Here is a 25,549-nt window from a genome sequence, read left to right as displayed (position 1 = left end):
TCACAAACAAGCATTCTTTTGCGGTAATTATAAGCGAATTATTACATTTTCACTCTCGCCAAGTTATCCACAATTAAGTAACTTTGACATCGGAATTAGGGATTTGGGTAACTTCAATAAATAGAAAGGAAAAAGAATGAAGTTTAGTGTTTTGGTGATCTCTGCAGTTGCCGCAACCCTCCTCGCCGGATGCTCCGGTATCAAGACTCCTAAAGCCCAGTTGGCATCTCACGACATGGATCACAATATTCCTGCGATTGACGACCTGATCGTATCCATGAAGCAGGATTACATCAACAAGTGCTATATGCCTGTTGCTAAGAAAAATCCCCCGGAAAACGCATGTCAGTCTGAACTTTTCCAGATGCTGGAACGTAATTACCGTCTGGAATACCAGCAGGTTCATGTAGACCGCGCAGCAAACGAACTATTCTTCAAGGACGTCGCCCGCGAAATCACCCTCCTTTCCAAGAAGGATCCTGACGTTCGCAACGCTATCCGTAACGGCGGATTCCGCAGCAGCGACGAAATGATCGCCTACTATAAGGACGCCTACAAGTTCGAGACTAAGTAGACCACTCGCGCAGTACGTTAGGACAACAACCTACGCTGTGCGCTCGTTCTCGCAAAAAAGGACCGGCTCATACCGGTCCTTTTTGCTCACGGTAACACCGGTGTTGATCGCTCGTCTGGATAGGAACGTTCGGTCATCAACACCTTTTTCAGGAACACAGCGCGTACTTGAAGGAAGTCGTTTGTCGCTAGTAAAGACCTTCGCGTGAACGAGGGTCTTTTTATGTACGGGGGTTGGGTTGTTCTATATGTGATGTTTTAACATTTCCAGAGGTTTCATGTTAGAGCCACCAGGAACTTCCAAACCACGCTCCAACCATAGTTTCTTTAGCTCATCATAGGGAGCATCATATAGCAAATCAAAGTCCCAGGGGTCTTTAGCAGATTCCTCAAAGCTCTTAGTTCCATCTTCACACCTGAAGGCAATCATACGATCGCCATAAGTCAAATATTCTATCCTAAAGCAATGATAAAGGGAGTCGTTGACGATCACGTCGCAAAGCGGCCTCATCGTTCCTTTTTCCGGGGCATCTCGACAAATCCTTATGTTAGTCTGAACTTTAAAAAACGCCACCTTTGCAACAAACCGGAAATAAGCCTTAAGGGTATCTTCTTGAGTAATGGCAAATGAATCTTTCTTAACAATCCCTCCTTGGAGTAAATCCTTCAATAATTTATCTACATCCTTTTCTATATCCCTCCCCGTCTTTGAGGGAACAGGTTCTTTTGAAAAGAATTTAGTCCTCTCTAGTTGCTTTCTCAAGTCTTTTTCAAAACTTGAATCCGGTTCTGTGGAATGGAGAATTTCAACAGTCTTTTTCATAGCCTCACTATCGTAGGCCACCGAGAAAACCACCTCCAATTCGGAGGACTTACGCGACTTCTCGTAAACATTCCCTAAATCGCTAAATTTCGATGCGATGCTAATATAAGCATTTGACGCAGGAATATCCCCTGCAAGGGAACTCACCCATGCGTACATCGACATCCCAGGATGGATACCTTCTAGAGCGTATCCCATTCCAAAAGGGCGGAAATCTTTAAATTTTTTCGGAGTCTTTACGGAATCCTTCTTCCATGCTTCAGCCATTTGCCTTTCCATGGAATCCAGAATCATCCAGAGGGAATCCTTTAAAACAACTTGCTGACTTTCTGAACTCACAATGTCCGCAAAAGCATCTTCACCTTGATTCTTTGCAAACAAATCCAAGATGACTACAAGAGTCACCGAAAACAGAACCACAAGATATAACCACCAGCATTTCATATCACGGCATTTTATCCAAAGCTCTGCTAGGCGTAAACATGCGCTTAGCAAACAAGTTGTAATTTGTAAGCCCGTTGGCCTACTGTATTATTACTGCACAAATGTAATTTACAATCTGCACTGTCGGTTCGTTTCACAAGCATTTTTTCAGTAATTTCGCAGCTTTGGCACCACGCAAACACTTATCCAGCAGAGCTATAAAAAAAGGGGACCTAGATGCAAAATCCAGGTCCCGAATTTTTATTTTACAAATTTATACTACTTGAAGTACTTCTTGAAGACGTTAAGCATGTTTCCGTGCCAAGAACCGCCATTGGAAGCCTCGAAGCCACCGCAGTTCTTGAAGCACCAGTACTGCCAGCTCATGTCGTACTTTTCAGCCTGAGCGACAACAGCATCCACCCAAGCTTCACGCTTGGAATCAGAAATGCTAGAGCACTGCCCCTTATTGGCAACACCGAATTCACCCATATTCATGGGGACAGAACCGCCATTCACGTCCGGATAGTAACGAGCGGCAGAATCTGCATAGCTCTTGAAGTTGCCGGCCATATTGGAAATTCCGTCCTTGGCGTTTGCATTGCAGGGATAGCTGTCTCCATGCCCCTGATGAGTAAAGGAATACGGATCATAGTAATGACCAGACACGATGATATTGCCGTCAGCAGGAAGATCGAGGTTCTGAATCTGAGCGAACTTAGCGTAACCATTGCCTTCGAACATAATGGTCTTGCCCTTGGAGATGGAACGAATTGTTTCATAACCAGCAGACATCAGCTTGTTCACCTGAGCATTGGACATAGGATCATGGGGTTCATTGAAAATTTCAAAGACGATAGCGTCGTCCGGGAAAGATTCAAAGGCCTGTGCAACCTGTTTCCATTCAGACTTGAAATCATTCAGCTTACTGTCAAAGGAGCCATTGTTGGCGGCATCATAAACAGGCTGGTTATGATGATTATTGATAATCACGGTAAGACCAGCTTTAATGGCCAACTGCACATCTTCCTTCACACCAGAAAGCTTACTGGACATGCCTGTATACCAACGAACCGGAATACGGACAGAATTAAAGCCAGCAGCCTTCACCGTAGCAAAGTCACCATCACTGATACGGTTACCCCATCCACCATCGTCGGAACCCGGAGCATCCCAGGAATTACCGAAGTTGATACCACGACCGAGTTTCTTATTCATGGCACGGCCCTTGGAATAGTCAATAGCGGCGTGAGCAGCCTTGGTCCAAACACCATTCAGGCAGACGAAAGAAGAACCACTTGCAGTTGCAACACCTCTTTCATTGGAGGAGTTACAGGCGACCGTAATCTGAGAAGCGGCAATGTCATCAGCAGTTGCCACAGACCAAAGATTCTTCTTACAGATGTACTGATTGCCATCGGTATAAGAAACAACCTTACCAGCAGTAGAAGCGTCGCAAGCACCAGCAGTCTTCGCAACTTCAGCGCTCTTGACAGCCGCGGCAGAAGCTTCAGCCCAACCGCCATCCCTACAGATGAAATGTTTGTCCTGGATAGTACTGTTGGGGTTGTTGTTATTCTTTACTTCGTTCAGGTTGGCGTCAGTGCAACTACCCAAGTTGAACATGGCGCCCCACAGATATCTCTTCTGCATGGTGTAGGTAGAAATATCGGCATCATTATTTGCTGCAGAAAGATATGAAATGTTCATATTCACATCCATATTGAAAGCTGCATCACCAATAAGAGCCTTCACTGCATTTTCATCTAGTTTACCATCTGCAGCGATATCATCGGCGGTAAGCTTCAGCAAATCATCCAGCAAGGAAGGATTAGATTCCATTGCATCGGTAAGAGCAAGGAGGCTTGCAGCAGCATCCGTCATGTGATAGACAGAAATGTCTTCAAACATTGTGGAATCAGACTTGAAACCAAATGCAGCAAGGACTTCCTTTTCAGCACGTTCCTTTGCAGCAGTAAAACTTAAGCCCTGCTGAGCGACCAATGTCTGAACACGACCATATTCCAGATGTGTAAGAATGTTGATGTTTACAGTGTTACGATTTCTCAGATCGGAAATAGCCTTGAGGGACTTCACATTGGAAAAATCCGGGAGAGAGAAATTAAAGAACTTACCGGAAGCTTCAAAACTTCCAATAGCGGAAGTCAAGGAACCGGAAGCAGTGTAATTACCCAAAGCAGTCGTGGTCTTGGTATTAACAGCTGCAGCCCCCACCGTCATGGTCTTTGCATCGACGCTGGAAACGGTCACCGTAGCACCAGAAGCAAAAGGACCCACTTCAGCAACACCAGCAACACTAATCTTCAAGGAACCAACAGAAGAAGCCCCGTCATCCTTCTTTTCGTCTTCGGAGATCGGCTGATCGGCAATGTTTTCCTCGGGATTAGGCACAACAACGGGCTGATTGGAGGCAGAGGAATTTACGACAGGGATATTCGGATTGTTCGGATCAGTCGGGATCTGAACGCTACCGGAACTGGTAATCAAGCCCGCATTAGGATCCTGTGCAGCAGGGGTTGAAGAACCGTCGTCAGAACAAGCCGCAAACATCAATGCGGGGACGACAGAAGCTAAGCCTAAAAATGATTTTTTCATATGGTAAGCCCTTTTTTTCACAAAATTTAACCTTAACCCCGTCATATATATAGATAAATATTGTTTTTTTTGTATACAGCGGTTACCCCGCCTTTGATGAAGGTCACACCAAATGCGTCAACTGTACACCATTCTCCGAACAAGATGTAAACAGTTCTTAACATTCTTTTTTTTCATCACAGATCATAGAACTTTTGAAGCAAATTGGACAGGTCCGAATTCCTTTTTACTATCTTTGTCCGTGAATTTTTGGAAAAGCAATTTTCCAGACGAAGTTTTGTAAAAAACAACAAACGAGACACACTATGGGAAAATCATTATACCAGAAAATCTTCGAAAGCCACACTGTTGCTAAGCTCCCCAGCGGCCAGTGCCAGCTTTTCATCGGTCTCCACCTCTGCCACGAAGTGACCAGCCCCCAGGCTTTCGCATCTCTCCGTGAAGATGGCACCAAGGTCCTGTTCCCGGAACGCACCTTCGCCACCGTTGACCACATTATTCCCACCACTTTCCCGGAACGTAACCGTCCTCTCCAGGATGGCATTTCCGAAGAAATGTTCTCCCATATCGAAAAGAATACTGAATCCAACGGCATCAAGTTCTTCGGTCCCAAGACCTGCGAACAGGGCGTGATCCACATCGTTGGCCCGGAAGAAGGCGTTACCCAGCCGGGTATGACCGTCGCTTGCGGTGACTCCCACACTGCTACCCACGGCGCTTTCGGCGCTATCGCATTCGGTATCGGTACCAGCCAGGTTGCTGACGTTCTCGCTACCCAGACTTTGGCCATGAGCCCCCTCAAGACCCGCCGCATCAACTTCACCGGTAAGCTGAAGCCGGGTGTTACCGCTAAGGACGTTGCCCTCGCCTACATCGCCAAGCTTGGCGTGAACGGTGGCGTTGGCTACGCTTACGAATTTGCAGGTCCCGTCATCGAAGCTATGGGCATGGAAGGCCGTATGACCATCTGTAACATGGCTATCGAAGGCGGCGCACGCGTTGGCTACTGCAACCCCGACGAAAAGACTTTTGAATTCCTGAAGGGCAAGCCCTACGCCCCCAAGGCAGACAAGTGGGATGAAGCCGTTGCATACTGGAAGTCCGTGGCTACCGACGCCGACGCTCAGTTCGACGACGAAATCGAAATCAACTGCGACAACCTGGAACCCATGGTGACCTGGGGTATCACTCCGGCACAGGCAATCCAGCTCAACGACAACATGCCGAAGATCGCAGAATTCGAAGGCTCCGAAAAGAAGGTCATCTCCGAAGCTTATGAATACATGGGCTGGGAAGAAGGTGGCAAGATGATCGGCACCCCCATCGACATCGCATTCGTGGGTTCCTGCACCAACGGCCGTCTCTCCGACCTCCAGGCTGCTGCTGAAATCATCAAGGGCCACAAGGTTGCCGACACCGTCAAGATGTGGGTTGTTCCTGGTTCCATGAAGATCAAGGTTGAAGCAGAAGCTCTCGGTCTCGACAAGATCTTTAAGGAAGCAGGTGCAGAATGGCGTGAAGCTGGCTGCTCTCTCTGCCTCGCCATGAATCCGGATAAGCTGAAGGGCCGCCAGGTTAGCGCTTCTTCCAGCAACCGTAACTTCAAGGGCCGCCAGGGTTCTCCCACCGGCCGTACCATTTTGATGAGCCCCGCCATGGTTGCCGCTGCCGCTATCGAAGGCAAGGTTACCGACGTCCGCAAGTACATCAAGTAATAGGAACAAGGAGATTTAAAAATGAATTCTATTGACATCGTTAAAGGTTCCGGCGTTCCTGTTCGCGGTAACGACATCGATACCGACCGTATCATTCCGGCTCGCTTCCTCAAGTGCGTGACTTTCGAAGGTCTCGGCGCAAACGCTTTCGCTGACGATATCGCCGGCCTGGAAGCCCAGGGCAAGATTCACCCCTTCCGTGACCCGGCCTACAAGAACGGCACCATCCTGGTTTCCAACCAGAACTTCGGTTGCGGTTCCAGCCGTGAACACGCTCCTCAGGCTCTGAAGCGCTGGGGCATCAAGGCCATCATCGCAGAAAGCTATTCCGAAATCTTCTTCGGCAACTGCGTCGCCCTGGGCGTTCCCTGCTTCAAGGTTGACCACGCTACTGCAGACAAGATTCTCGCTTGGATCGAAGCTAATCCTTCCAAGGAACTGGAAACCAGCACCGACGCTCGCACCCTGAAGCTGGGTGACGAAACCATCGCCCTCACTCTGGCTGATGGTCCTCGCGGTCAGTTCCTGGACGGTTCCTGGAACGCTCGCTCCGCCCTTCAGGCAAACGCCGACAAGGTGCAGGAACTGGCAGCAAAGCTTCCGTACATGAACTTCCTTAAGTAATTCTTAGGAAATCAAAATTGAAAAGCCCGAGTCAAACGACTCGGGTTTTTCTTTTTTAACCCAAGATCGTCTATCCCGTTCTCATATTTTTTCCTCTCCCCAAACGTTCTCAAAAATTTTCTCATTTTGTATTGACTTTTGTCAAAATTTAAGATATATTAAAGTCAAAGAAATAAGCAAAAGCGCTAGTTTCAAAGAAAATGGTGTTAAAAGGATGGGTAAAATATGTTCTCAAAATCTTTCAAAGATTACAAGCCTAATACAAATTTCGCTTTGATAACCGCAGCAACCATGATTGCAATGCTCATTCTGAGCACAACTGTTTCTGCCGCAACCCCGAATTTTGACATGGTGGGTTACGCCACCTTGGAAGGCGGTACCACCGGTGGCAACGGAGGCAAGGTAGTTGAAGTCTCCAACTTCGCCGAATTTAAGCAATATGCAGAAGACTTGGAAACGCCCTACGTCATTATCGTAAAGGGCGAAATCAATACCGGTATCAAAACCTTCATCGACGAAAACGGCCATGTGGCCACTTCCGGCATCGAAACCACTTACGGCGAACTGGTCCAGGTAGGTAACAACAAGACCATCATCGGCAAAGGGGACAAGGCATTTTTCAATCGCGTAGGCCTTTCCATCCAGAATAAGCACAACATCATCATCCGCAACATCAAGTTCACCATGAGCGACGTGCCTATCAGCAAGACCGACGAAAACAAGGTCATCGCTTTCCGTAACGGCGCCGAAGTCATTCTCAACGACCCGGATTGCATCGCCATTTCCGCAGATTCCGCTATCACCGTATGGGCCGACAAGAAAAAGCAGGCCAGTCATAACATCTGGATTGACCACTGCGAATTCTATAACGCCTACACCAGCAACAAGGATCGCTACGACGGGCTTCTAGACGCCAAGAACAACATTTATAACGCAACCTTCAGCTGGAACTATTTCCACAATCATCACAAGGCTAGCCTTATCGGCAACAGCAATAGCGACAGCCTTCGTCACGAGATTACCATCCACCACAATTTCTATAAGGACCTGGACGCACGCACCCCCATGATGCGCCACACCAAGATCCATCTGTACAATAATTACGTCCTCGGTCAAGGTACAGGCAACGGCCCCAATGTCCGCTACGGCTCCGACGACTACTTTGAAAACAATCATTACGCAGGTCTGAGCAAGGCAATCTTCGCAGGCGACGACGGCGTAGCAACCATCGTAGGCAACTATTACGAAGGCTGCGCCAACTTCCAGAATAGCGGCTGCAACAGCAAGAAGATGAAAATTTCCGTAAACCCCGGCACAACCCTTACAGCAAAGGACACCGCCTGGGTTACCTACGACGCAGAAATTAAGAAAGGGACATTCAACCCCAAGAACATTTACAGCTATACCGCTGATCCCGTCAGCGATGTAAAGTCCCAGGTCACCACATACTCCGGTATCGGCAAGATTGACATTAGCGAATACGAAAAGGGAATAAAGATTGAACCGGTCCTCGTAAGTTCCAGCTCCGTTGTTCCTGCATCTAGTTTCAGCAGCAAGGAAGAACCCGCAGTAGAATCTAGCTCCAGTGTTAAAGAAGAACCCGCAGTAGAATCCAGCTCCAGCTCTGTCGAAGAGCCCGCCTCCAGCAACTCTGAAGAAAGTCTGGCTCTCATCGCCAGCGGCGTAGAATACGAAATCTCCCCCACCACCAAGGTTCAGATTTTCTCCATCACCGGCAAGCTGATCCGCCAGGGTTTCTTCAGTGACCGCATAGAGCTAAAGGCAAGCCTCCCCCAAGGTAGCTACCTCATGCGAGTCCAGAACAAAACCACACGATTTAATATCAAGTAATTCTCTCCTAACCCCAACCAAAAACAAAAGGAACACCAGATTCGTCTGGTGTTCTTTTTCATTATTACAGAAACTTCTCTAATGAGCCGAAGGACTAAATCGCAGACTCAATAAATTCCTTACGGAAGGTTCCGTTACCCAGCAAAATGTCGATAGGCAGCTTATGGAATTCGTATTCGTAGGGAGGCTGCTTCCAGGCGAAATCCTTCGGGTATTCGTTGAAGATGTACTGCAGAAGCTTGATGGCCATGTCGAAACTGCGGAACTTGTCACGATCCAGAACGTGAATCTGGGCGCCACCGCAGATCTGGCCCGCACCCTTATGGAATGTTGGCTGGAAGTAGTTTTCGCGGAAGTAGACACCGGGCAATTTCAGGCCATTCATGTACTTGCAAAGCTTTACCGCATCAATGAAGGGAGCGCCGAAAATTTCGAAGGGACGGGTGGTTCCGCGGCCTTCGCTGACGTTAGTGGCTTCAAAGAGGCACATACCGGGATAAACAATGGCTGTGTCCAAAGTAGGCATATTGGGGCTAGGCAAAATCCAGGGAAGACCAGTCTGGTCGTACCACATTTTCTTATCGTAGCCTTCCATATGCATCACGTAAAGTTCGCACTTGGGGAAGCATTCAGCCTTGAACTGTTCGGCCAGTTCGCCGATGGTCTTTGCATGACGAGTGCGGATGCTGTGAAGACCCACAAAGCTGGTGTAGTTCAGGTCTAGAACCGGACCTTCTTCATCTACGCAATTAATGGGGTTCGGGCGATCCACGACCACAACGGGAATACCCAGTTTTTCGCAAGCCTTCATGCACAGGTAAAGAGTCCAGATGAAGGTGTAGTAACGGGCACCCACGTCCTGCAAGTCCATCAGGAGAGCGTCTACATGGGAAAGCATTTCCGGAGTAGGTTCGCGATGTTCACCATACAAACTATAAACAGGAATACCGAGTTCGGGATCGGTGTAGCCTTCCCATTCAATCATATTGTCCTGGGTGTGTCCCTTGATGCCATGCTGGGGTCCAAACAATGCAGACAACTTAAACAACTTGCCATCATAGGACTTCAAAAGGTCCAGGGTGTAACTCAGATCAGCGCAGACAGAAGCCGGATGGAGGACTGCTCCCAGGCGCTTGCCACGAAGATTGGCAGGAAAAGTCTTTTCGAAATTGGAGAGAGCGAGTGTAACCATATTTAGTAGGAAGTAGGAAGTAGGTAGTAGGTAGTAGGTAGTTGTTAGTAGGTAGTTGTTAGTTACAAGTTATGGGATAAAAATAGTTTATGATTTTATTTTAACGGGGTAAAAATGCAACAATTGTTTGCAAAACCATGAATTATACGGAAGAAAACGCTTTTGAATTGTTTTTGACATTTTAATGACATTCATTTTTTTTATTTTTCGTGCAGTAATAAAAATTAAAATAGGATAATTGAATTATGGCTTATTTGAATAAAGTGATGCTCATTGGCAACGTAGGTAAGGATCCTGTCATTAGCGCAGGCGCAACTGGTCGCAAGCGCGTATCCTTCTCCCTCGCCACCTCCCGTCGCTACCGCGATAACAACGGCGAACAGAAGGAACAGACCGATTGGCACAACATCGTTGGTTGGGGCAAGGTCGCCGACACTATGGAACAGCTGGGCGTCAAGAAGGGTACCACCCTTTATGTAGAAGGTTCCCTCACCAACCGTAGCTGGACCGACCAGAGCGGTCAGAAGCGTTATTCCACCGAAGTAAGTCTGGATACTTTCCAGCTTCTTTCCAGCCGTAATTCCAACGGCGGCCAGGGTGGCAGCTTCAACCAGGCGGGCAACAGCTACAGCCAGTCCAACAACTTCAACCAGCAGAGTTCCGCTCCGGCATACGACGCACCTATGCCGGATGAAGAAGACGGTCTTCCGTTCTAATGCGGACTCATACACAAGGTAAATGAATCAGCAAATTGCAGATATCGCATTGATGTTCGTTCTCCCCCTGGGGATCACCTTCGTGGCAATCCTCCAGGCGGCGTCCGCCTATTCTCGCTACCAGAAACTTCTGGGAGTGATTTTCTCGTTCATAATTGTTGCAATGGACTGCATCTTCTATTTCGCGAAGAACTCCTTCATTGTCTACAATTGCGACGGTGGACTTCTTCTTGCCTTTGCAAGCCTTTTTGTCCTAGGCATCATCCACGCCATCAAGAGCGACGACCGCCCCGCAAAGGTGGGTCATTTTATTTTCTCCGGACTGATGTTCGTGAGCTTCTGGGGCATTGCCTATTGGGATCGTCCCACGTTCATTCCTACACAGGACTACTCCCCTGCAGAAATCGAAGCTCTCAACGCCAAGTACCAGGATTATATAGCCTCCTTCCAGGACAGCAACAACCCGAACTACAATCCCAACAGCAAAGTTGGCAAGTCCGGCCGATCCGGCGAGTTAAAAACTGACGCTGGCAGTAACGGCGCAGCCCTCGCCCGTTTGGACAGCTACACTAAGGAAGCCCAGGGCGTTATTGGGCGCATGCGCGCCATTGCAGAATCCATCCGTAGTTTTGAAAAGGTCTCCGCAAATATCAGCGAACAGCAACGCGAAGTTCGCGGTAGACAGGCGTTGGCAATCAGCAATAACGCTGTGGCTCTGAACAAGAAAGTGCTAGGTCTTTTCCACCCCCACGAATCCAGCGAGGCCCATTCCGAACTGATTCAGGCAAGTGAGAGTGCAAGACTTGCAGCATATTCCCTGTACAACTACGCCATTCAGGAAAGCCCGGAAGAGCAGCAGAACCAGTACAATCAGGCCATGGGACAAGTTGCCCAGATGAACGCCTACATCGACCGTTTCTGGGTAAATATTGAGAATTTAAGAACAAACTATCAACCACAAACTAAAGAACAACAGGATCAACAATGATTCGTAACGTAGCAATCATGGGCGCCACTGGTGCCGTAGGTCAGGAATTGCTTTCCATCCTGGAACAGCGTAACTTCCCTCTCCAGAACCTCAAGCTTCTCGCTTCCGAACGTAGCGTCGGTAAGGAATTCACCTTCAAGGGTGAAAAGCTGAAGGTCGAATTGACTTGCGCCGATGCATTCAAGGGTGTGGACCTGGTCCTCTCCTCTGCAGGTGCTGCAGTTTCCAAGGAATTCGCTCCCATTGCTGTTGAAAACGGCGCTGTCGTTGTGGACAACACCAGCTACTTCCGCATGATGGACAATGTTCCTCTGGTCGTTCCCGAAGTGAACGCTTATGACATTCCTCTCCATAAGGCAGAAAACGGCGGTTGCGGCATTATCGCAAACCCGAACTGCACCACCATCATGATGGTCGTCGTTCTCAACCCCATCGAAAAGATTTCCCACATCAAGAAGATCCACATTTCCTCCTACCAGAGCGCAAGTGGTGCAGGTGCTGTCGCCATGGAAGAACTCCAGCAGCAGTACAAGGACATTCTTGAAACCGGTACTACCACTCACATCAAGAAGTTCCCCTTCCAGCTGGCATACAACGTCATTCCGCAGATCGACAAGATGACTGAAAATGACTACACCAAGGAAGAAATGAAGATGTACAACGAAACTCGCAAGATCATGCACTCTGATGTTCGCACCAGTGCAACTTGCGTGCGCGTTAGCTCTCTCCGTTCCCACTCCGAATCCGTCTGGTTCGAAACCGAAAAGCCGGTTTCCGTCGAACAGATCCGCGAAGCCCTGAAGAACGCTCCGGGCGTAACCCTGAAGGACGATCCGCAGAACTACGTCTACCCCATGCCGCTAGAAAGCGCTGGCCATGACAATGTTTACGTTGGCCGTATCCGTAAGGACCTGGCAGACGATTGCGGTAACACCCTGTGGCTCACCGGTGACCAGATCCGTAAGGGCGCAGCTCTCAACGCCGTTCAGATCGCAGAACTCCTCTAAAGGCGAGAGTCGCACGAACATTTATGTTCGTATGACCAAGCCACAGAGCTATGACGCCGAAGGCGTCACATTGCTATAAAAGACCTGGTTCACACCAGGTCTTTTATTTTGCTCACAGAAGCATTTCTACCCGAATCTAAGAGGGGTTCCAAAGGAAACCTTGTGGTTTTACCCGCTACAAAAAAAGAAACCACCCCGAAGGATGGTTTCAAAAAGCTTTAAAGCTTATCTACCCTGAATCTAGGAAGGGGTCCAGGGGAAACCTTGTGGTTTCCCTTGCAACACCTTAATTTTCTTCAGCGTAGACAGAGACCTTCTGACGCTTTGCATCGAGGCGTTCAAACTTCACGACGCCATCAACGAGGGAGAACAAGGTGAAATCCTTGCCCATGCCGACGTTCTTGCCGTTGTGGAAGTGAGAGCCACGCTGACGGACGATGATGTTGCCAGCCTTGACAACTTCACCAGCATACTTCTTAACACCAAGATACTTGGCGTTAGAGTCGCGACCGTTACGAACAGAACCTTGACCTTTCTTATGTGCCATGGATTAAGCCTCCTTAGCCTTACGCAGAGAGTTCTTCTTAACCTTAGCCGGCTTCGGAAGGCCCTGAGCGATCTTTTCCTTGCGAGTGAGCGGCTTGTTCTGAGCCTTCTGCTTAGCAAGGGCAGCCACGCGAGCGCGGTTGCGAGTAATAACCTGAGAGTCTACAACTGCAGATTCTGCGCCGGAGCGGAGTTCCGTTACGAGCACTTCGGTGTAGCCCTGACGATGACCGTTACGACGTTCGTAACGAGTACGACGCTTCTTCTTAAACACGATAATGGTATCGTACTTGTCGTGGGCGAGAACTTCGACCTTGACGGAAGCATCATTCAGGACAGGGGTGCCGATTTGCACTTCTTTTCCTGCGAAAAGAAGAACGGACTTCAGTTCCACTTCAGAACCAACAGCGGCGTCGATAGTCGGAACCTTGTAGGTCTTGCCGAGTTCGACTTTATACTGGAAACCACCTGTTTCAACAATAGAATACATTTTGTAATCCTTTTTAGGTTGCTATTGGAGTCCCAAATTTAGCAATACTGTTCAAAAAAACAAAGGGGGTTATCCACAGAAAATGAACAAAAAGTTCTTTTTCATGACAAAAAGAGGTCCTTTTCTAGTTTTTTTTTCAATTACGAGCATTTATACCCCCAAAGCGCCCTTTTTTTGCCGACTATCCAAAACACATCATTCACGAAATTCTATCTTTGTGCCGTATTTTATAAAGGATTCTCTAATGAGCAAAATTATGAGCCTTAATGGCGATTGGCAGATGATCTGGGACACCGAAGACGCAGGCATCACCAACCGTTGGTATGCAACTTACCCTGAAGAAACCGAAACCGTTTCCGTTCCCCACGTTTGGGAACGCGCTTTCGACAAGCTTCTGATGTCTCAGGACTGCGCTTACTATTTCAAACGTTTTACAGTTGATGACGAAAAGCAGGTGACCAAGCGAATTTTCCTGCGATTCAACCGCATCGCAACCCATGCCACCGTATGGCTGAACGGTAAGCTCCTGGGCACCCACTTTGGTGCATACACTCCCTTCGTTCTGGAAACCCAGAAGGCTCTGAAGATTGGCGAAGAGAACATTCTTTGCGTCCGCGTAGCTAATATGGGTGCATCCAACAGCCGCATCGACCTTGGCCGCGAATCCAAGGAAGGTGCAGACGACCGTTATGCACACCCCAGCGAAATGCCTGTGGGCCTCCCCTGGAACCAGTACCCCTTTGGCGGCATCTATGGTGACGTAGACCTGATCATGGGCACCGCAGCATTCATTGACCACGTTCATGTGGAACCGGATCTGGACCAGGAACGCGTCGCCTGCGAAGTCAGTTTCAACAACCCCCGCGGCTTCGTGACCCGTCTCCGCGTACTGATGAAGAATCCTGCAGGCGAAGTGTACGAACACTTCATCGACAACATCAAGCTGGACAAGGAAAATGCAACCCAGCGTTACGTCTTCGAAGTGAAGGACGTCAAGAAGGACAAGTTCCTTTGGGCTCCGGAACATCCGAACAACTACGCTATTGAATTCCAGCTGGAAATCAAGGCTGGAAAGGAAAAGGACGGCAAGGAAGTCAAGCGCCCTGAATACGCCTACCCCGTTGTCCGCACCTTCGGTTTCCGCAAGTTTGACTGCATCAAGGGTGACTACTACCTGAACGACCAGATCTTGAAGATCCAGGGTATCAGCTACAACCAGCAGTGGAGCGAAGGTGGCCTGTGGACTTACAACAACCCCAAGCTGGAAAAGGACCTGAAGGCTATCAAGGACCGCGGTTTCAACGCCATCCGCAGCTGCGGCGCACCTCTTACCGAAGAAGCACTGAACATCTGCGACAAGCTGGGCCTGATCGTATTCCAGGAATTCCCCATCCACACCATGCGATCCACTCCCCAAGGTCTGGAAATCGCAAAGAAACTCATTAACGATATCGTCGCTGAACAGCATAGCCATCCCTGTATCGGCGCATGGGTTCTTGGTTCCGAAAACGGAACCTTCCTGCTGCAGAACGGCAACAAGATGCTGAACGCCATCAGCCCGGTAGATATGACCCGCCCGGCCATCAGCAACCTGAATTCCATTTATCTGGACAACGAAGGCAACTTCCACAAGGATACGGGCAAGCTCCTTCCTGTGACCGTGGACCGCATCTCCCAGTATGCAACGCTCCGCGTAAACCCCAGAATGAACCCCAACGCAAGCTACACTCATTACCTGGCACACTGCTTTGATCGCGACAACGAAGAACTGACCGTTCCCGACGCAGGCTTCGGTGACGCTATTTTCCAGGATGAAGAAGAAAACGTAGCAAGCGACATCAGCAACAAGATGCTGGTGACCTTGAAGAACCACACTTTGCTTCCGGCAAGCGCAACCACCATTTCCGGTCCTCGCAGTTCCAAGAACCAGAAGGCGATCAAGAGTTTCGTGAAGCAGATTGAAACCTTCGTGGATAGCGACCTCTCCGTATGGAAGAGCTATAGCGATTTCGTCGCTGACGCCAACCGCATTGCACTCAAGAGCAAGTTGGACCAGATTACCGCATTCCAGAGCAACCCCCAGATTGCAGGTTTCTTCCTGGATCAGTGGGCAGACTGCAGCACTGACTTCTGCGGCCTCAACGATGAAAATCGTGCAAGCAAGGGTTTTGAAAATTTCGCCAACGAAATCACCGTTCCCAGCCGCGTACTCATTAGCGAACTGGATCATGTCGTCGTTCCCCAGGGCGAAGTCAGCTTCCAGGTGACTGTTCTGAACAACAAGCGTTACGAAGAACTGACTGTCCAGATCCAGCTTCTTGACGAAAAGGGCAAGGAAGTTTCCAGCCAAGTCATGGAACCGGAAGAACCCGCCGGCAAGACCAGCCTCACTCAGTTGGGCATCTGCACCATGATGGCACCGCGTGCCGAAGGCAAATACCAGATTCAAGTCACCCTGTTGGACAACGGCAAGGCAATTCACTCTTCTACCGAAGACCTGATCGTCATCGAACAGGCTGATGTTAGAAGCGCAGAAAAGAAGGTTTGCTTCCTGGATAACTGCGAAGAATCCAGCGACGCACTGGCAGCCCTCACCGGTCCTGAACAGATTATCTTCACAGCCAACCTCAGTTCCTGGCCCGATGAAATTCTGGACAAGATTGTTGACGTGACCAAAAATGGCGGCAAGACTTTGCTGCTTTCCGACATGACCCAGGACGACATTGACTATATGAACCAGAGTCATCTGTTCGACGTCAAGATCGAATCCCACTGGAGTACTGGAGCCAACGAACTGAGCCTGCACTATCTGCCTAAGGGTTCTGAACTGGCATCCGTCTTTGGCGAAACCGCCGTGTTGGATCACAATGCAGCAGCAATTATGCCCAGCATTTCCCTGAACGAGCTTGAAGGTGCAACCGTGTTCGCACGATCCATGACTTTGAAGGATGGCAGCGTAAAGACAGGTGCAGATTTGCAGCTCTATCCTTTCGGCAAGGGTAAGATCATGTTCAACCAGTTCAACGTCTTCGAAGGACTGGAAACCAGCGCCCTGGCAGACGCCCTGTTCACCAAGATCGTAAGCCTTCTGTAAAATCAGAAAAAGCCAAAAAAATTGAAAGACCGCAGGATACCCCCTGCGGCCTTTTAATTTATTCAAAAAAAAGACTCGGTGCCGTTTGAGAGAGAAGGCTAGCACCGAGTCTAAACACCCAAGTCCGATACCCACGCGACAATCCGACAACGTCGCCAGTAAAAACAAACCTGATTAATTTTAAACTACTCTTTTGTGTGATAAAAATCAAGTTCAATTTGAGAAAATGGACCGGGTTCTTTATTCCAACTTGGAACACCCAGAGTTCCATAAGCTATATTTGAGACATGAACACCGTCGAACTAGAGAAATATTCCGACCTTCTGGCAAATAATGCCCGTAAGGCAAGCAAGAAAATCCGTACCCTTAGTGCAGAAACCCGCAGCAAGGTCCTCGCCCGCGTGGCCGAACTGCTCCGAGCAAGCAAGCCGGAAATTCTTGCAGCAAACCAGATGGATGTGGATGCTGCCCGCGGCAAGATCAGCGATTCCATGCTGGACCGTTTGACATTGAACGATGCACGCATCGAAGCCATGGCCAAGGGCGCCGAGGAAATCGCAGCCTTTGCAGATCCCCTGAACAAGGAACTGGAACGCCGCACTTTGAAGAACGGAATCGACATTCGGCGCGTGGCTGTGCCTATCGGCTCCGTGTTCTTTATTTTTGAAAGCCGCCCCAACGTGACCATCGACGGAGCTTGCCTTTGCTTCAAGGCAGGTAATGCTGTAATTCTTCGTGGCGGTAAGGAATCCTTAAATTCAGCCAAGTGCCTGGCTGAAATTTTCCGCAAGGCTTTGACCGAAAACGGTGTTGAAGCCGACGCAGTCCAGCTAGTGACCGAAAGCAGCCACGACCTGGTGGGTATGCTTCTCCAGCGCAATGACTGCATTGACCTGGTGATTCCTCGCGGTGGCGAACGCTTGATTCGCGCGGTGGTAGACCAGAGCAAGATTCCCGTCATTAAGCACTTTAACGGTATCTGCCATGTGTATGTGGACAAGTCCGCAGACATCCAGAAGGCAGAAAACATCTTGATTAACGCCAAGACTCAGCGCACCGGCGTCTGCAACGCCATGGAATGCGTGCTGTTTGACAAGGCCTTGCCCACCGATTCCGTCGCACGTCTGGTGAACGCACTGACCAGCCGCGGTGTAGAACTGTTCGGCAACGCCGATGCCCAGAAGCGTCTTGCAGGCATCGCAAATGTCACCGACATCGGTGACGAAGCCAACTACCACACCGAATATCTGGCCCTGAAGGCAAGCGTCAAGTTTGTGGAAAATGTAGAGGAAGCAGCGGACCACATCGAAAAGTACAGCAGCCGCCACACGGAAGCGGTTGTCGCCGAAGAAGCTTCCGTTCAGGATTACTTCGTTGCAAACGTAGATTCCAGCAGCGTCATGGTGAACGCCAGCACCCGTTTTGCCGACGGCGGCGAATACGGCCTGGGCGCAGAAGTAGGCATTTCCACCGACAAGCTCCACGCCCGTGGCCCCATGGGCGTCGAAAGCCTTTGCACCTACAAGTGGGTGCTCCGTGGCGAAGGCCAGGTTCGCGGTTAACAGTAGATGCTGACCTGCGTCAGCATGACACGAGGATCATTGTATGAAGTTTGAAGATATCATGAAAGAAGTGAAGTTCGAAGTGGAAGTGGACGGCGTGAAGCTGGCCCCCGCTATCGTACAGGATGCTGACAAGGGCGACGTGCTCATGATGGCCTGGATGAACGAAGAAGCCCTCCGCCGCACCCAGGAATGTGGCGAGATGGTGTTCTGGAGCCGCAGCCGCAAGGAATACTGGCACAAGGGCGACACCAGCGGCAACGTGATGACCGTGGTGGAATGGGCTACCGACTGCGATAGCGACGCTCTTCTTTTCAAGGTCCGCATGCAGGGCCCCCAGGTAGCCTGCCACACCGGCGCCCGCAGCTGTTTCTTCAAGACCTGCGAAAAATAAGTTTATTCAAAACAGGACTCAAAAAAAAATCGGACGTACTGACAAAGCGGTCATTCCGTGAGCCGGAGGCGGGTTGTATCAACAAGCCGACGCAGGCGAGAGCTTTGGCAAATCGTAGGTTCATATCCGGACGTACTGACAAAGCGGTCATAAAAAGCACCGAGGATTGCTCCCCGGCGCCTTTTTGGGATGTGTGTAGAGATTTTCTCTAAATGAGCACCTGACACCAACAGGCGCACCACAAAAAACAAGCGTTGGCACTCGCTTTTTGACAAAACCATAATGTAGGGGGGACGATGAGAGAAAATCTCTTGTAGTCCTCCTTTTTTACCCAACGATTTAAACTTAGTAAAATTTCTGTATACATGACATCTGTTTGTAAAAAAAAACTATGGATAAAAAATCAATGGCCACAACCCTCTATACGAACAGCAACTGGATTATTGCTATATTCCAAACGTGAACTTAAAAGAGCTCCTCCCCCACATTGCAAGCCTCATCAAGGAAAACAGGTGGAACTCGGTACTGCTGGCAGTATCCGGTGGTCTGGACTCTATTTCGCTAGCCCATTACTTTATCCAAAACAAATCCGTTTTAGGAATAAAACATCTCTCTATAGCCCATGTGCATCATGGACTGAGAGAAGGTTCTGCAGACCTGGATGAAGAACTGGTCCAGGATTTCGCCACAAGAAATAACGTTCCGTATTTCATGAAAAAACTGGATGGTCACATCCTAAAGGAAACGGGCAGATCCCTTGAGGAAAGCGCACGAAACGCCCGCTATGACGCCCTGAAAGAATTCGCCGACCAGAGTCAGGCAGACGTTATTGTTACGGCACATCATGCAGGGGACCTGGCGGAAACGGTATACCTGAGATTACGACGCGGGGTTGGCCTGGCAGGACTCCGAGGCATACAGGAAGTAAGGTCATTCCATTCCTTATTTTTATACCGTCCCTTCCTGAACATAACCCGCGGGGAATTGAAAGATTATGCGGAAGCAAACGGTTTGACCTGGCGGGAAGACGAAAGCAACGCGAACACAGCCTTCGCTCGAAACAAGATCCGTCATGAAAGCCTCCCCCATCTGGAAATTTCAAATCCGGGCGCCAGCCTGCAGCTCTGTAGAATAGCGGACCTTGCAGAAAGAGTGTACCACAAGATTGTCCTAAAAAATCACGAGCTTTTCGGACCCGCGGTAATTCCTCAGGAGCAGTGGCCCTTTGAATCCAAATATGCTTGCTACGGGAAGGTTTTGGCTCTGGATTTAAATATTCTAAAAACAGCCTTTGAAAGCGGATCCCGAAACAAGTTCGGGACCACAGCGAAGGACGGGTTTGGGATAGCGGAACTGTTCCGTCTCTGGCTCGGTTCAAAAGGTTTTCTACTTCCGTTAAGAGAACAGGGAACCTCCATCCCCTACCCCTTTTTACAAAGATTGCAATGCAAGACGATCCTGATGGAAAAGTGTCGCAATATTCTATGGATTTGCGACGTTTCTTCAGGTGCTCCGCCCAAAAACGATCTTGATAATTTGTATTTTAGCACTGATAAATTTTCAGGCTTAATCGGTCAGTGGCGCTATCGCTCAAAAGGGGATGTGCTTTGGCCTGCCGACGAAAAAATCAAGGCCCGCAAATTGGAACAATGGCTCCGTGAACAGGGAATTCCCCAGTGGATGCACGACAGCCTACCCCTTTTTGCACGCGATTCAAGAGTATTTTTCGTCGAAGGAATCCGACATAAGCCAAAGAAGTAGACGAATTAAAAGAAAGTAACGATAAAGGTGTAAAAACCTACCGAAAAAAAGGAAAATATGAGTCAAAACCCGGGAAAACCAACGCCCCCGTATAAAAGCAAGAATTTCATTATCCTCATTGTAATGATTCTCATTCTTTTCGTCATGTTCCCGCTGGCATCCAAGGATGACGGTACCGACATGACTCGAACCGAGTTCCTAGCCATGATGGGCGACTCCACCATAGTCATTACGGAACTGTCCCTGCAAAAGACCAAGGGCGGAATCATTATTGAAGGCGCCCGCGAGCTTACTTCTGAAGAAGCCGCCGAGGCAAAGAAGGACAAAGGGCTTTTTGCCAAGTTCTCCAGAGGGGCAAGCGAAGGTTCCAATTCCAAGCATTTCAGAAGCCACATGCTGGAAGTGACCAACGAACAGATTTCCGGCTGGGAACACTACAAGAGCGTGAAGGTCAAGGTCATTCACGAGGAAACCTCCTGGATGGACACCCTGGTAGCATTCCTCCCGGCAATTCTCCTGATTGCATTCTTCTACATCATGATGCGCAACCAGATGGGTGGCGGAAGCAAGGGTCCCTTCGCTTTCGGCAAGAGCCAGGCCAAGCAGCTGGACCAGAAGAAGAAGACTTATTTCAAGGACGTGGCAGGTTGCGACGAAGCCAAGCAGGACCTGCAGGAACTGGTTGAATTTTTAAAGGACCCCAAGAAGTTTGACGCCCTTGGTGGCCGCATTCCCAAGGGAGCTTTGCTGGTTGGTCCTCCGGGTACCGGTAAGACGTTGCTTGCCCGCGCTGTTGCAGGCGAAGCAGGCGTTCCCTTCTTTAGCATGAGCGGTTCCGACTTCGTGGAAATGTTCGTGGGTGTGGGTGCAAGCCGCGTCCGTGACCTTTTCGAAACCGGTAAGAAGAACGCACCCTGCATTTTGTTCATCGACGAAATCGACGCCGTAGGTCGCCAGCGTGGTGCAGGCCTGGGTGGCGGTCACGATGAACGCGAACAGACTTTGAACCAGTTGCTGGTGGAAATGGACGGCTTTACCGCCAACGAAGGTGTGATCCTTATTGCCGCCACCAACCGTCCGGACGTTTTGGACAAGGCCTTGCTCCGTCCGGGTCGTTTCGACCGTCAGATTGTGGTGGGTCTGCCGGACCTGAAGGGGCGTGAAGAAATTCTCCGCGTCCACCTGAAGAAGCGCAAGGTTCCTCTGGCCGACGACGTGGATGTAAAGGCAGTTGCAAAGGGTACCCCGGGTCTTGCTGGTGCAGACCTTGAAAACCTGGTGAACGAAGCCGCCTTGATGGCCGCCCGCTTCAACAACAAGAAGGTGACCATGCTGGACTTCGAGGAAGCCCGCGACAAGCTTTCCATGGGCGCCGAACGTCGTACCTTGCTCATGACCGACGAGGAAAAACGCCATACAGCCTACCACGAAGCAGGCCACGCCCTCATGACTTTGCTGTGCAAGCACTCCGACCCGCTGCACAAGATTACCATCATTCCTCGAGGCCGTGCCCTGGGCGTGACCATGAGTCTGCCGGAACGCGACCAGGTCAGCTACAGCCGCGAATACGCCGAAGAACGCATCATGATCATGATGTCCGGCCGCCTGGCCGAAATGATTTTCTTCAACCATCAAAGCACCGGCGCAAGCAACGACATTATGCGCGCTACGGAACTTGCCCGCAAGATGGTGACCGAATGGGGATTCGACGAAGAAATCGGACCTGTCTGCTACAGCCGTACCGATGGCGAAGTCTTCCTGGGCCGCGAGATCAGCAAGCCTAAGGAAATGTCCGAAATGATGGCCCAGAAGATCGACAATGCGGTGAACAGCCTTATCAAGAACCTGGACAAGCGCGCCAAGGACCTCTTGGAAGAGAACCGCGAACAGCTGAAGACCTTGGCAGAAGCTCTCTTCGAATTCGAAGTCCTGGACCGCGAAGAAATCGACAAGGTCATGGCTGGCGAAAAACTGGAAGGCACCAAGAAGAGCCGCCAGTACAAGGCCATGGAAGAACTTGCCGCCAAGAGGGAAAAGGAAGACACCCCGCCTCCTGATCCCGGTAAACAGCCGCCCATTGCTCCGGCAGCAGATGCACCTGTTAGCGAAGTAAAGCCTGCTCCGGCGGAAGGCAATGAAACCGCCGACGCAAGTGTTGAAACACCCGCTGCAGAAACCGCAGCAGAAGCAAAAGTAGAAGAAGAACCGAAGGCTTAAGATGCTTAACGAATTGCTGTCCAAATCCCGTGCACTTCCCTGGAAAGTCGGAAACACTCTCCTATCCTGTCAGCCCACTCCACTGATCATGGGAATCGTGAACGTAACTCCGGACAGTTTTTTTGACGGCGGTCAGCACAACACTCTGGACGCAGCATTCAAGCACGCCCTGAAACTTCTAGACGAAGGCGCAATCATCCTGGATATTGGCGGCGAAAGTAGCCGACCCGGAAGCACCCCTGTCCCCGTGGATGAAGAAATCCGCCGTGTATGTCCTCTGGTGGAACGCCTGGTGGATTACGCAAAGACTTCTGGTCGTGAGTTCTACATTTCCATCGACACCGTAAAGGCGAAGGTAGCCCGAGAATCCATGAAACTAGGCGCCCATATCATCAACGACATCAGCGCTTTGACTATGGATCCCGACATGGTCCAGGCGGTAGCGGATACAGGTGCATCCGTCGTACTGAACCATATCCGCGGAAACTTTGGTACCATGCAGCAGGACTTCAAGCCCTACGAAAACGTAGTGAAGGAAGTTCGTGACGAATTGATGGAACAAGTGAAGAAGCTTATCGCACTGGGCGTCGAACCCCAAAAGATCTGTCTTGATCCTGGCATTGGATTTGGAAAGACAGCCCAGGATAACGTAGACTTGATGAAGTCTACCGAAGACTTCCTTACAGAAGGCTACCCCGTTCTTATCGGCAGTTCCCGCAAATCCTACATCGGGAAGATGAAGGGACTGGAAAACAGTGACCGACTGATCCCGACGGTAACCGCAGGTATCGTTGCCGCCCTTGGCGGGGCCAGCTGCATTCGCGTTCACGACGTGAAGGAAGCAAAAGAATCAATGCTTTATCTGGAGGCCATGAGCAATGGTTCTATTTAAGCTATTTGACATTATTGACGTTCGTATGGCAGACATCCTGGATGTGCTGCTGGTATCCATCATTGTCTACTACATCTTCCTTCTGTTCCGAGGAACTCGTGCAGCACAGATGTTGTTCGGCGGTTTGCTTCTCATCCTCGTGTGGTTCATTGCCCAGTGGTGGGAACTGCACACCATCGCCTGGATTATCAGTAACCTTGCAACCCTCGGTATTATCGCCATCGTGATTTTGTTCCAGCCGGAAATCCGAAGCGCATTGACCCGAATCGGTCAGGCAGCAAGTAAACTGGACTTTAAAACCATTTTCTTCCATTCCAGCGGTCTGGATGAAATCACCAAGACCATTACCGTTGCCGTACAGGACCTGGCAAAGACGAAGACTGGTGCACTGATCGTTCTTGAAAAGCGCGTGGGCTTGAAGAACTACGCCGACACCGGTGAAATTCTGAACGCAGAAATCAGTTCCCGACTTTTGCGAGCCTTGTTCTTCCCCAACTCGGCACTTCATGATGGTGCTGTCATTGTCAATAGCAAGCGCATTGTTGCTGCCGGCTGTATTTTGCCCATGCCTACTGGCAACGCCGAAAAGGAAGCTGGCTACGGCATGCGCCACCGCGCAGCAAAGGCATTGGCCGCAGAATGTGATGCGCTGGTGATTGTTGTTTCCGAAGAAACCGGTTTCATTTCCATCGCCTACCGAAACACTCTTAGACGAAACCTCAGCGTTCAGGAACTGAAGCATGAAATCATCCGTCACTGGGGCGAACTGTTCAACGATGTGCGCGACACCGGTAAGGGCGACGCAGCCACAGAACAAGCCGACTAACAAAACTTTGCATTTGAGAAAATTATGAATCAGCCTAATAACAATCAGCCGAAAACGAATCATAAGAGACGTAACACGATTATCCTCCTGATCATGTTCCTTTTGCTGGTGGCTCTCTTTGTAGTGCAGTGCCATCTGGACGACATGAAGCAGGAAGCCATCGCCAAGGCAAAGGAAACAGAACTTGAAGCACAGCGTCGCCATAAACTGGACAGCATTCTCCAGGCAGCAAAGGCACCTGTGGAAGAAGTTGTTGTGGATACCGTCAAGCAGGACACCGTCCCCGCAGTGGACACCACACCCGCAGCCCCTAAGCCTGTGATCAATCGAGATAGCATCCGTCATGTTCGCGACAGCATCAAGCATGTCAATGACAGTCTGGCCGCCATCAAGGACTCTATCGACAAGGCAAACAAGGCCATCGCCGATAGCATCGCAGCCGCAGAAAAGCTCAAGGCAGAAGAAGCCGAAAAGCAGAGAATTCAGGACAGCATTCGTAATTCCGACAAGATTCCGCCGGTGGCAGAAATCACACCTCCCGCAGGTCGTTACTACGACCCCATCAAGCTTAAGGTCAAGTGCGATGAAATCAAATGCAAGACTTACCTATCCATTGGAGACACCCTGAATCCTGTGGAAGCGGGCAAGGCCATGGAATACAACAAGACCGGTTCCGTATTCTATTTTGCGGAAGACTCCGTGGGTAATCGTACCGCCTGGGAAGAAGCCAAGTACGACATGGCCAGCGACAACATTTGCGGCAAGAACGCCTACCCCGTTCCCGTTGGCGGCAAAACTGTTTGCGTAGACGCATACGAATACCCCAACAAAGCTGATGAAAAGCCCATGGACATGGTATCCCAGGAAGAGGCGGCCGCAACATGCGCCAAGGAAGGCAAGCATCTCTGCTCCATCGAAGAATGGCAGGCCGCATGCCGCGGTAAAGACAATACCAAGTACTCCTACGGCGATTCCTATCGTCAGAACAAGTGTAACACAAATACCACTGCAGCAAAACGTGCAGGCCGTAAGGAACAGTGCCGTAGCTGGTGGGGCATGTACGATATGAACGGAAACCTGTGGGAATGGACTTCTTCTACCAGTAAGGATCATCCCAATATGTACCTGGTCGCAGGTGGCGCATGGAATACCAACAACGGTAGCAAGTGCACAGAAAGCAAGTTTAGCTTCTACCCCCAGAATCAGTATCCCAGTGTAGGCTTCCGCTGCTGCAAGTAA

At 49.9% G+C, this 25,549-nt stretch carries 20 protein-coding genes; 15 read left to right on the top strand and 5 right to left on the bottom strand.

Features of this window, described 5'->3' with window-relative positions; all coding sequences use genetic code 11:
* Positions 1-136: 136 nt before the first annotated feature.
* Positions 137-574 (top strand): hypothetical protein, encoded by a 438-nt coding sequence (locus BGX12_RS02835; RefSeq protein ID WP_109734578.1) that lies wholly within the window; start codon positions 137-139, stop codon positions 572-574.
* Between the two features lie 243 nt (positions 575-817).
* Here BGX12_RS02835 and BGX12_RS02830 read toward each other — a convergent pair whose 3' ends face one another.
* Both BGX12_RS02830 and BGX12_RS02825 read right to left on the bottom strand, forming a co-directional pair.
* The gene (locus tag BGX12_RS02830; protein ID WP_109734577.1) at positions 818-1,840 is read right to left on the bottom strand and encodes a hypothetical protein; all 1,023 of its coding nucleotides are present in this window, start codon (positions 1,838-1,840) and stop codon (positions 818-820) included.
* 258 nt (positions 1,841-2,098) lie between these two features.
* Positions 2,099-4,435, bottom strand: a complete 2,337-nt coding sequence (locus BGX12_RS02825; RefSeq protein WP_158278148.1) for a glycoside hydrolase family 5 protein — start codon at positions 4,433-4,435, stop codon at positions 2,099-2,101.
* Positions 4,436-4,740: 305 nt separating this feature from the next.
* Between BGX12_RS02825 and leuC the strand changes: the two genes are divergently transcribed.
* The 3 genes from leuC to BGX12_RS02810 all read left to right on the top strand — a co-directional run bounded on the left by leuC (position 4,741) and on the right by BGX12_RS02810 (position 8,625).
* The gene (gene leuC / locus BGX12_RS02820; RefSeq protein ID WP_109734575.1) at positions 4,741-6,150 is read left to right on the top strand and encodes a 3-isopropylmalate dehydratase large subunit; all 1,410 of its coding nucleotides are present in this window, start codon (positions 4,741-4,743) and stop codon (positions 6,148-6,150) included.
* A gap of 21 nt (positions 6,151-6,171) precedes the next feature.
* A complete protein-coding gene (locus BGX12_RS02815) occupies positions 6,172-6,774 on the top strand; it encodes a 3-isopropylmalate dehydratase small subunit 2 (protein WP_109734574.1) in 603 nt (200 codons plus the stop codon).
* A 225-nt stretch (positions 6,775-6,999) separates the two neighbouring features.
* Positions 7,000-8,625, top strand: coding sequence for a polysaccharide lyase family 1 protein (locus BGX12_RS02810; protein WP_109734573.1), 1,626 nt, complete (start codon positions 7,000-7,002; stop codon positions 8,623-8,625).
* 94 nt (positions 8,626-8,719) lie between these two features.
* Here the strand turns inward: BGX12_RS02810 and BGX12_RS02805 are convergent, their stop codons facing one another.
* The gene (locus BGX12_RS02805) at positions 8,720-9,817 is read right to left on the bottom strand and encodes an exo-beta-N-acetylmuramidase NamZ domain-containing protein (protein ID WP_109734572.1); all 1,098 of its coding nucleotides are present in this window, start codon (positions 9,815-9,817) and stop codon (positions 8,720-8,722) included.
* 245 nt (positions 9,818-10,062) lie between these two features.
* Between BGX12_RS02805 and BGX12_RS02800 the strand changes: the two genes are divergently transcribed.
* From BGX12_RS02800 to BGX12_RS02790, 3 genes are read left to right on the top strand one after another with little or no spacing between them, the layout of a single operon-like run.
* Complete coding sequence (locus tag BGX12_RS02800; RefSeq protein WP_109734571.1) at positions 10,063-10,533, top strand: single-stranded DNA-binding protein; 471 nt, start codon at positions 10,063-10,065, stop codon at positions 10,531-10,533.
* Between the two features lie 22 nt (positions 10,534-10,555).
* Positions 10,556-11,521 carry a hypothetical protein gene (locus BGX12_RS02795; RefSeq protein ID WP_109734570.1) on the top strand — a complete coding sequence of 322 codons (966 nt, stop codon included), beginning with the start codon at positions 10,556-10,558 and terminating at the stop codon, positions 11,519-11,521.
* Complete coding sequence (locus BGX12_RS02790; RefSeq protein ID WP_109734569.1) at positions 11,518-12,528, top strand: aspartate-semialdehyde dehydrogenase; 1,011 nt, start codon at positions 11,518-11,520, stop codon at positions 12,526-12,528. Before BGX12_RS02795 ends, BGX12_RS02790 begins: the two co-directional genes overlap by 4 nt.
* A 286-nt stretch (positions 12,529-12,814) precedes the next feature.
* On the opposite strand, the gene rpmA is transcribed toward BGX12_RS02790, so the two are convergent.
* Complete coding sequence (gene rpmA / locus BGX12_RS02785) at positions 12,815-13,075, bottom strand: 50S ribosomal protein L27 (RefSeq protein ID WP_109734568.1); 261 nt, start codon at positions 13,073-13,075, stop codon at positions 12,815-12,817.
* Between the two features lie 3 nt (positions 13,076-13,078).
* Positions 13,079-13,564 carry a 50S ribosomal protein L21 gene (gene rplU / locus BGX12_RS02780; RefSeq protein WP_109734567.1) on the bottom strand — a complete coding sequence of 162 codons (486 nt, stop codon included), beginning with the start codon at positions 13,562-13,564 and terminating at the stop codon, positions 13,079-13,081.
* A 244-nt stretch (positions 13,565-13,808) separates the two neighbouring features.
* Here rplU and BGX12_RS02775 point away from each other — a divergent pair, with 244 nt between their 5' ends.
* The 8 genes from BGX12_RS02775 (at position 13,809) to BGX12_RS02740 (ending at position 25,549) form a co-directional block, all read left to right on the top strand.
* Positions 13,809-16,658, top strand: coding sequence for a glycoside hydrolase family 2 protein (locus BGX12_RS02775; RefSeq protein WP_109734566.1), 2,850 nt, complete (start codon positions 13,809-13,811; stop codon positions 16,656-16,658).
* Positions 16,659-16,945: 287 nt separating this feature from the next.
* Positions 16,946-18,220, top strand: coding sequence for a glutamate-5-semialdehyde dehydrogenase (locus tag BGX12_RS02770; RefSeq protein WP_109734565.1), 1,275 nt, complete (start codon positions 16,946-16,948; stop codon positions 18,218-18,220).
* Between the two features lie 43 nt (positions 18,221-18,263).
* Positions 18,264-18,614: a phosphoribosyl-AMP cyclohydrolase gene (hisI, locus tag BGX12_RS02765; RefSeq protein WP_109734564.1), complete on the top strand. Its 351-nt coding sequence runs from the start codon at positions 18,264-18,266 to the stop codon at positions 18,612-18,614.
* Between the two features lie 459 nt (positions 18,615-19,073).
* Complete coding sequence (tilS, locus tag BGX12_RS02760; protein ID WP_109734563.1) at positions 19,074-20,375, top strand: tRNA lysidine(34) synthetase TilS; 1,302 nt, start codon at positions 19,074-19,076, stop codon at positions 20,373-20,375.
* A 123-nt stretch (positions 20,376-20,498) separates the two neighbouring features.
* Positions 20,499-22,592 (top strand): ATP-dependent zinc metalloprotease FtsH, encoded by a 2,094-nt coding sequence (ftsH, locus tag BGX12_RS02755; protein WP_233246219.1) that lies wholly within the window; start codon positions 20,499-20,501, stop codon positions 22,590-22,592.
* A 1-nt stretch (position 22,593) separates the two neighbouring features.
* Positions 22,594-23,484 carry a dihydropteroate synthase gene (gene folP, locus BGX12_RS02750; protein WP_109734561.1) on the top strand — a complete coding sequence of 297 codons (891 nt, stop codon included), beginning with the start codon at positions 22,594-22,596 and terminating at the stop codon, positions 23,482-23,484.
* Positions 23,471-24,310, top strand: a complete 840-nt coding sequence (cdaA, locus tag BGX12_RS02745) for a diadenylate cyclase CdaA (RefSeq protein ID WP_109734560.1) — start codon at positions 23,471-23,473, stop codon at positions 24,308-24,310. The genes folP and cdaA overlap by 14 nt, the downstream gene beginning before the upstream one ends.
* 24 nt (positions 24,311-24,334) lie before the next feature.
* Positions 24,335-25,549, top strand: a complete 1,215-nt coding sequence (locus BGX12_RS02740; RefSeq protein WP_109734559.1) for an SUMF1/EgtB/PvdO family nonheme iron enzyme — start codon at positions 24,335-24,337, stop codon at positions 25,547-25,549.

The organism is Fibrobacter sp. UWR4 (assembly GCF_003149045.1).
In the GTDB taxonomy this organism is placed as follows: domain Bacteria; phylum Fibrobacterota; class Fibrobacteria; order Fibrobacterales; family Fibrobacteraceae; genus Fibrobacter.
Note: the sequence above shows the minus strand (reverse complement) of the source record. Positions and strands in the feature narration are given on the sequence as shown.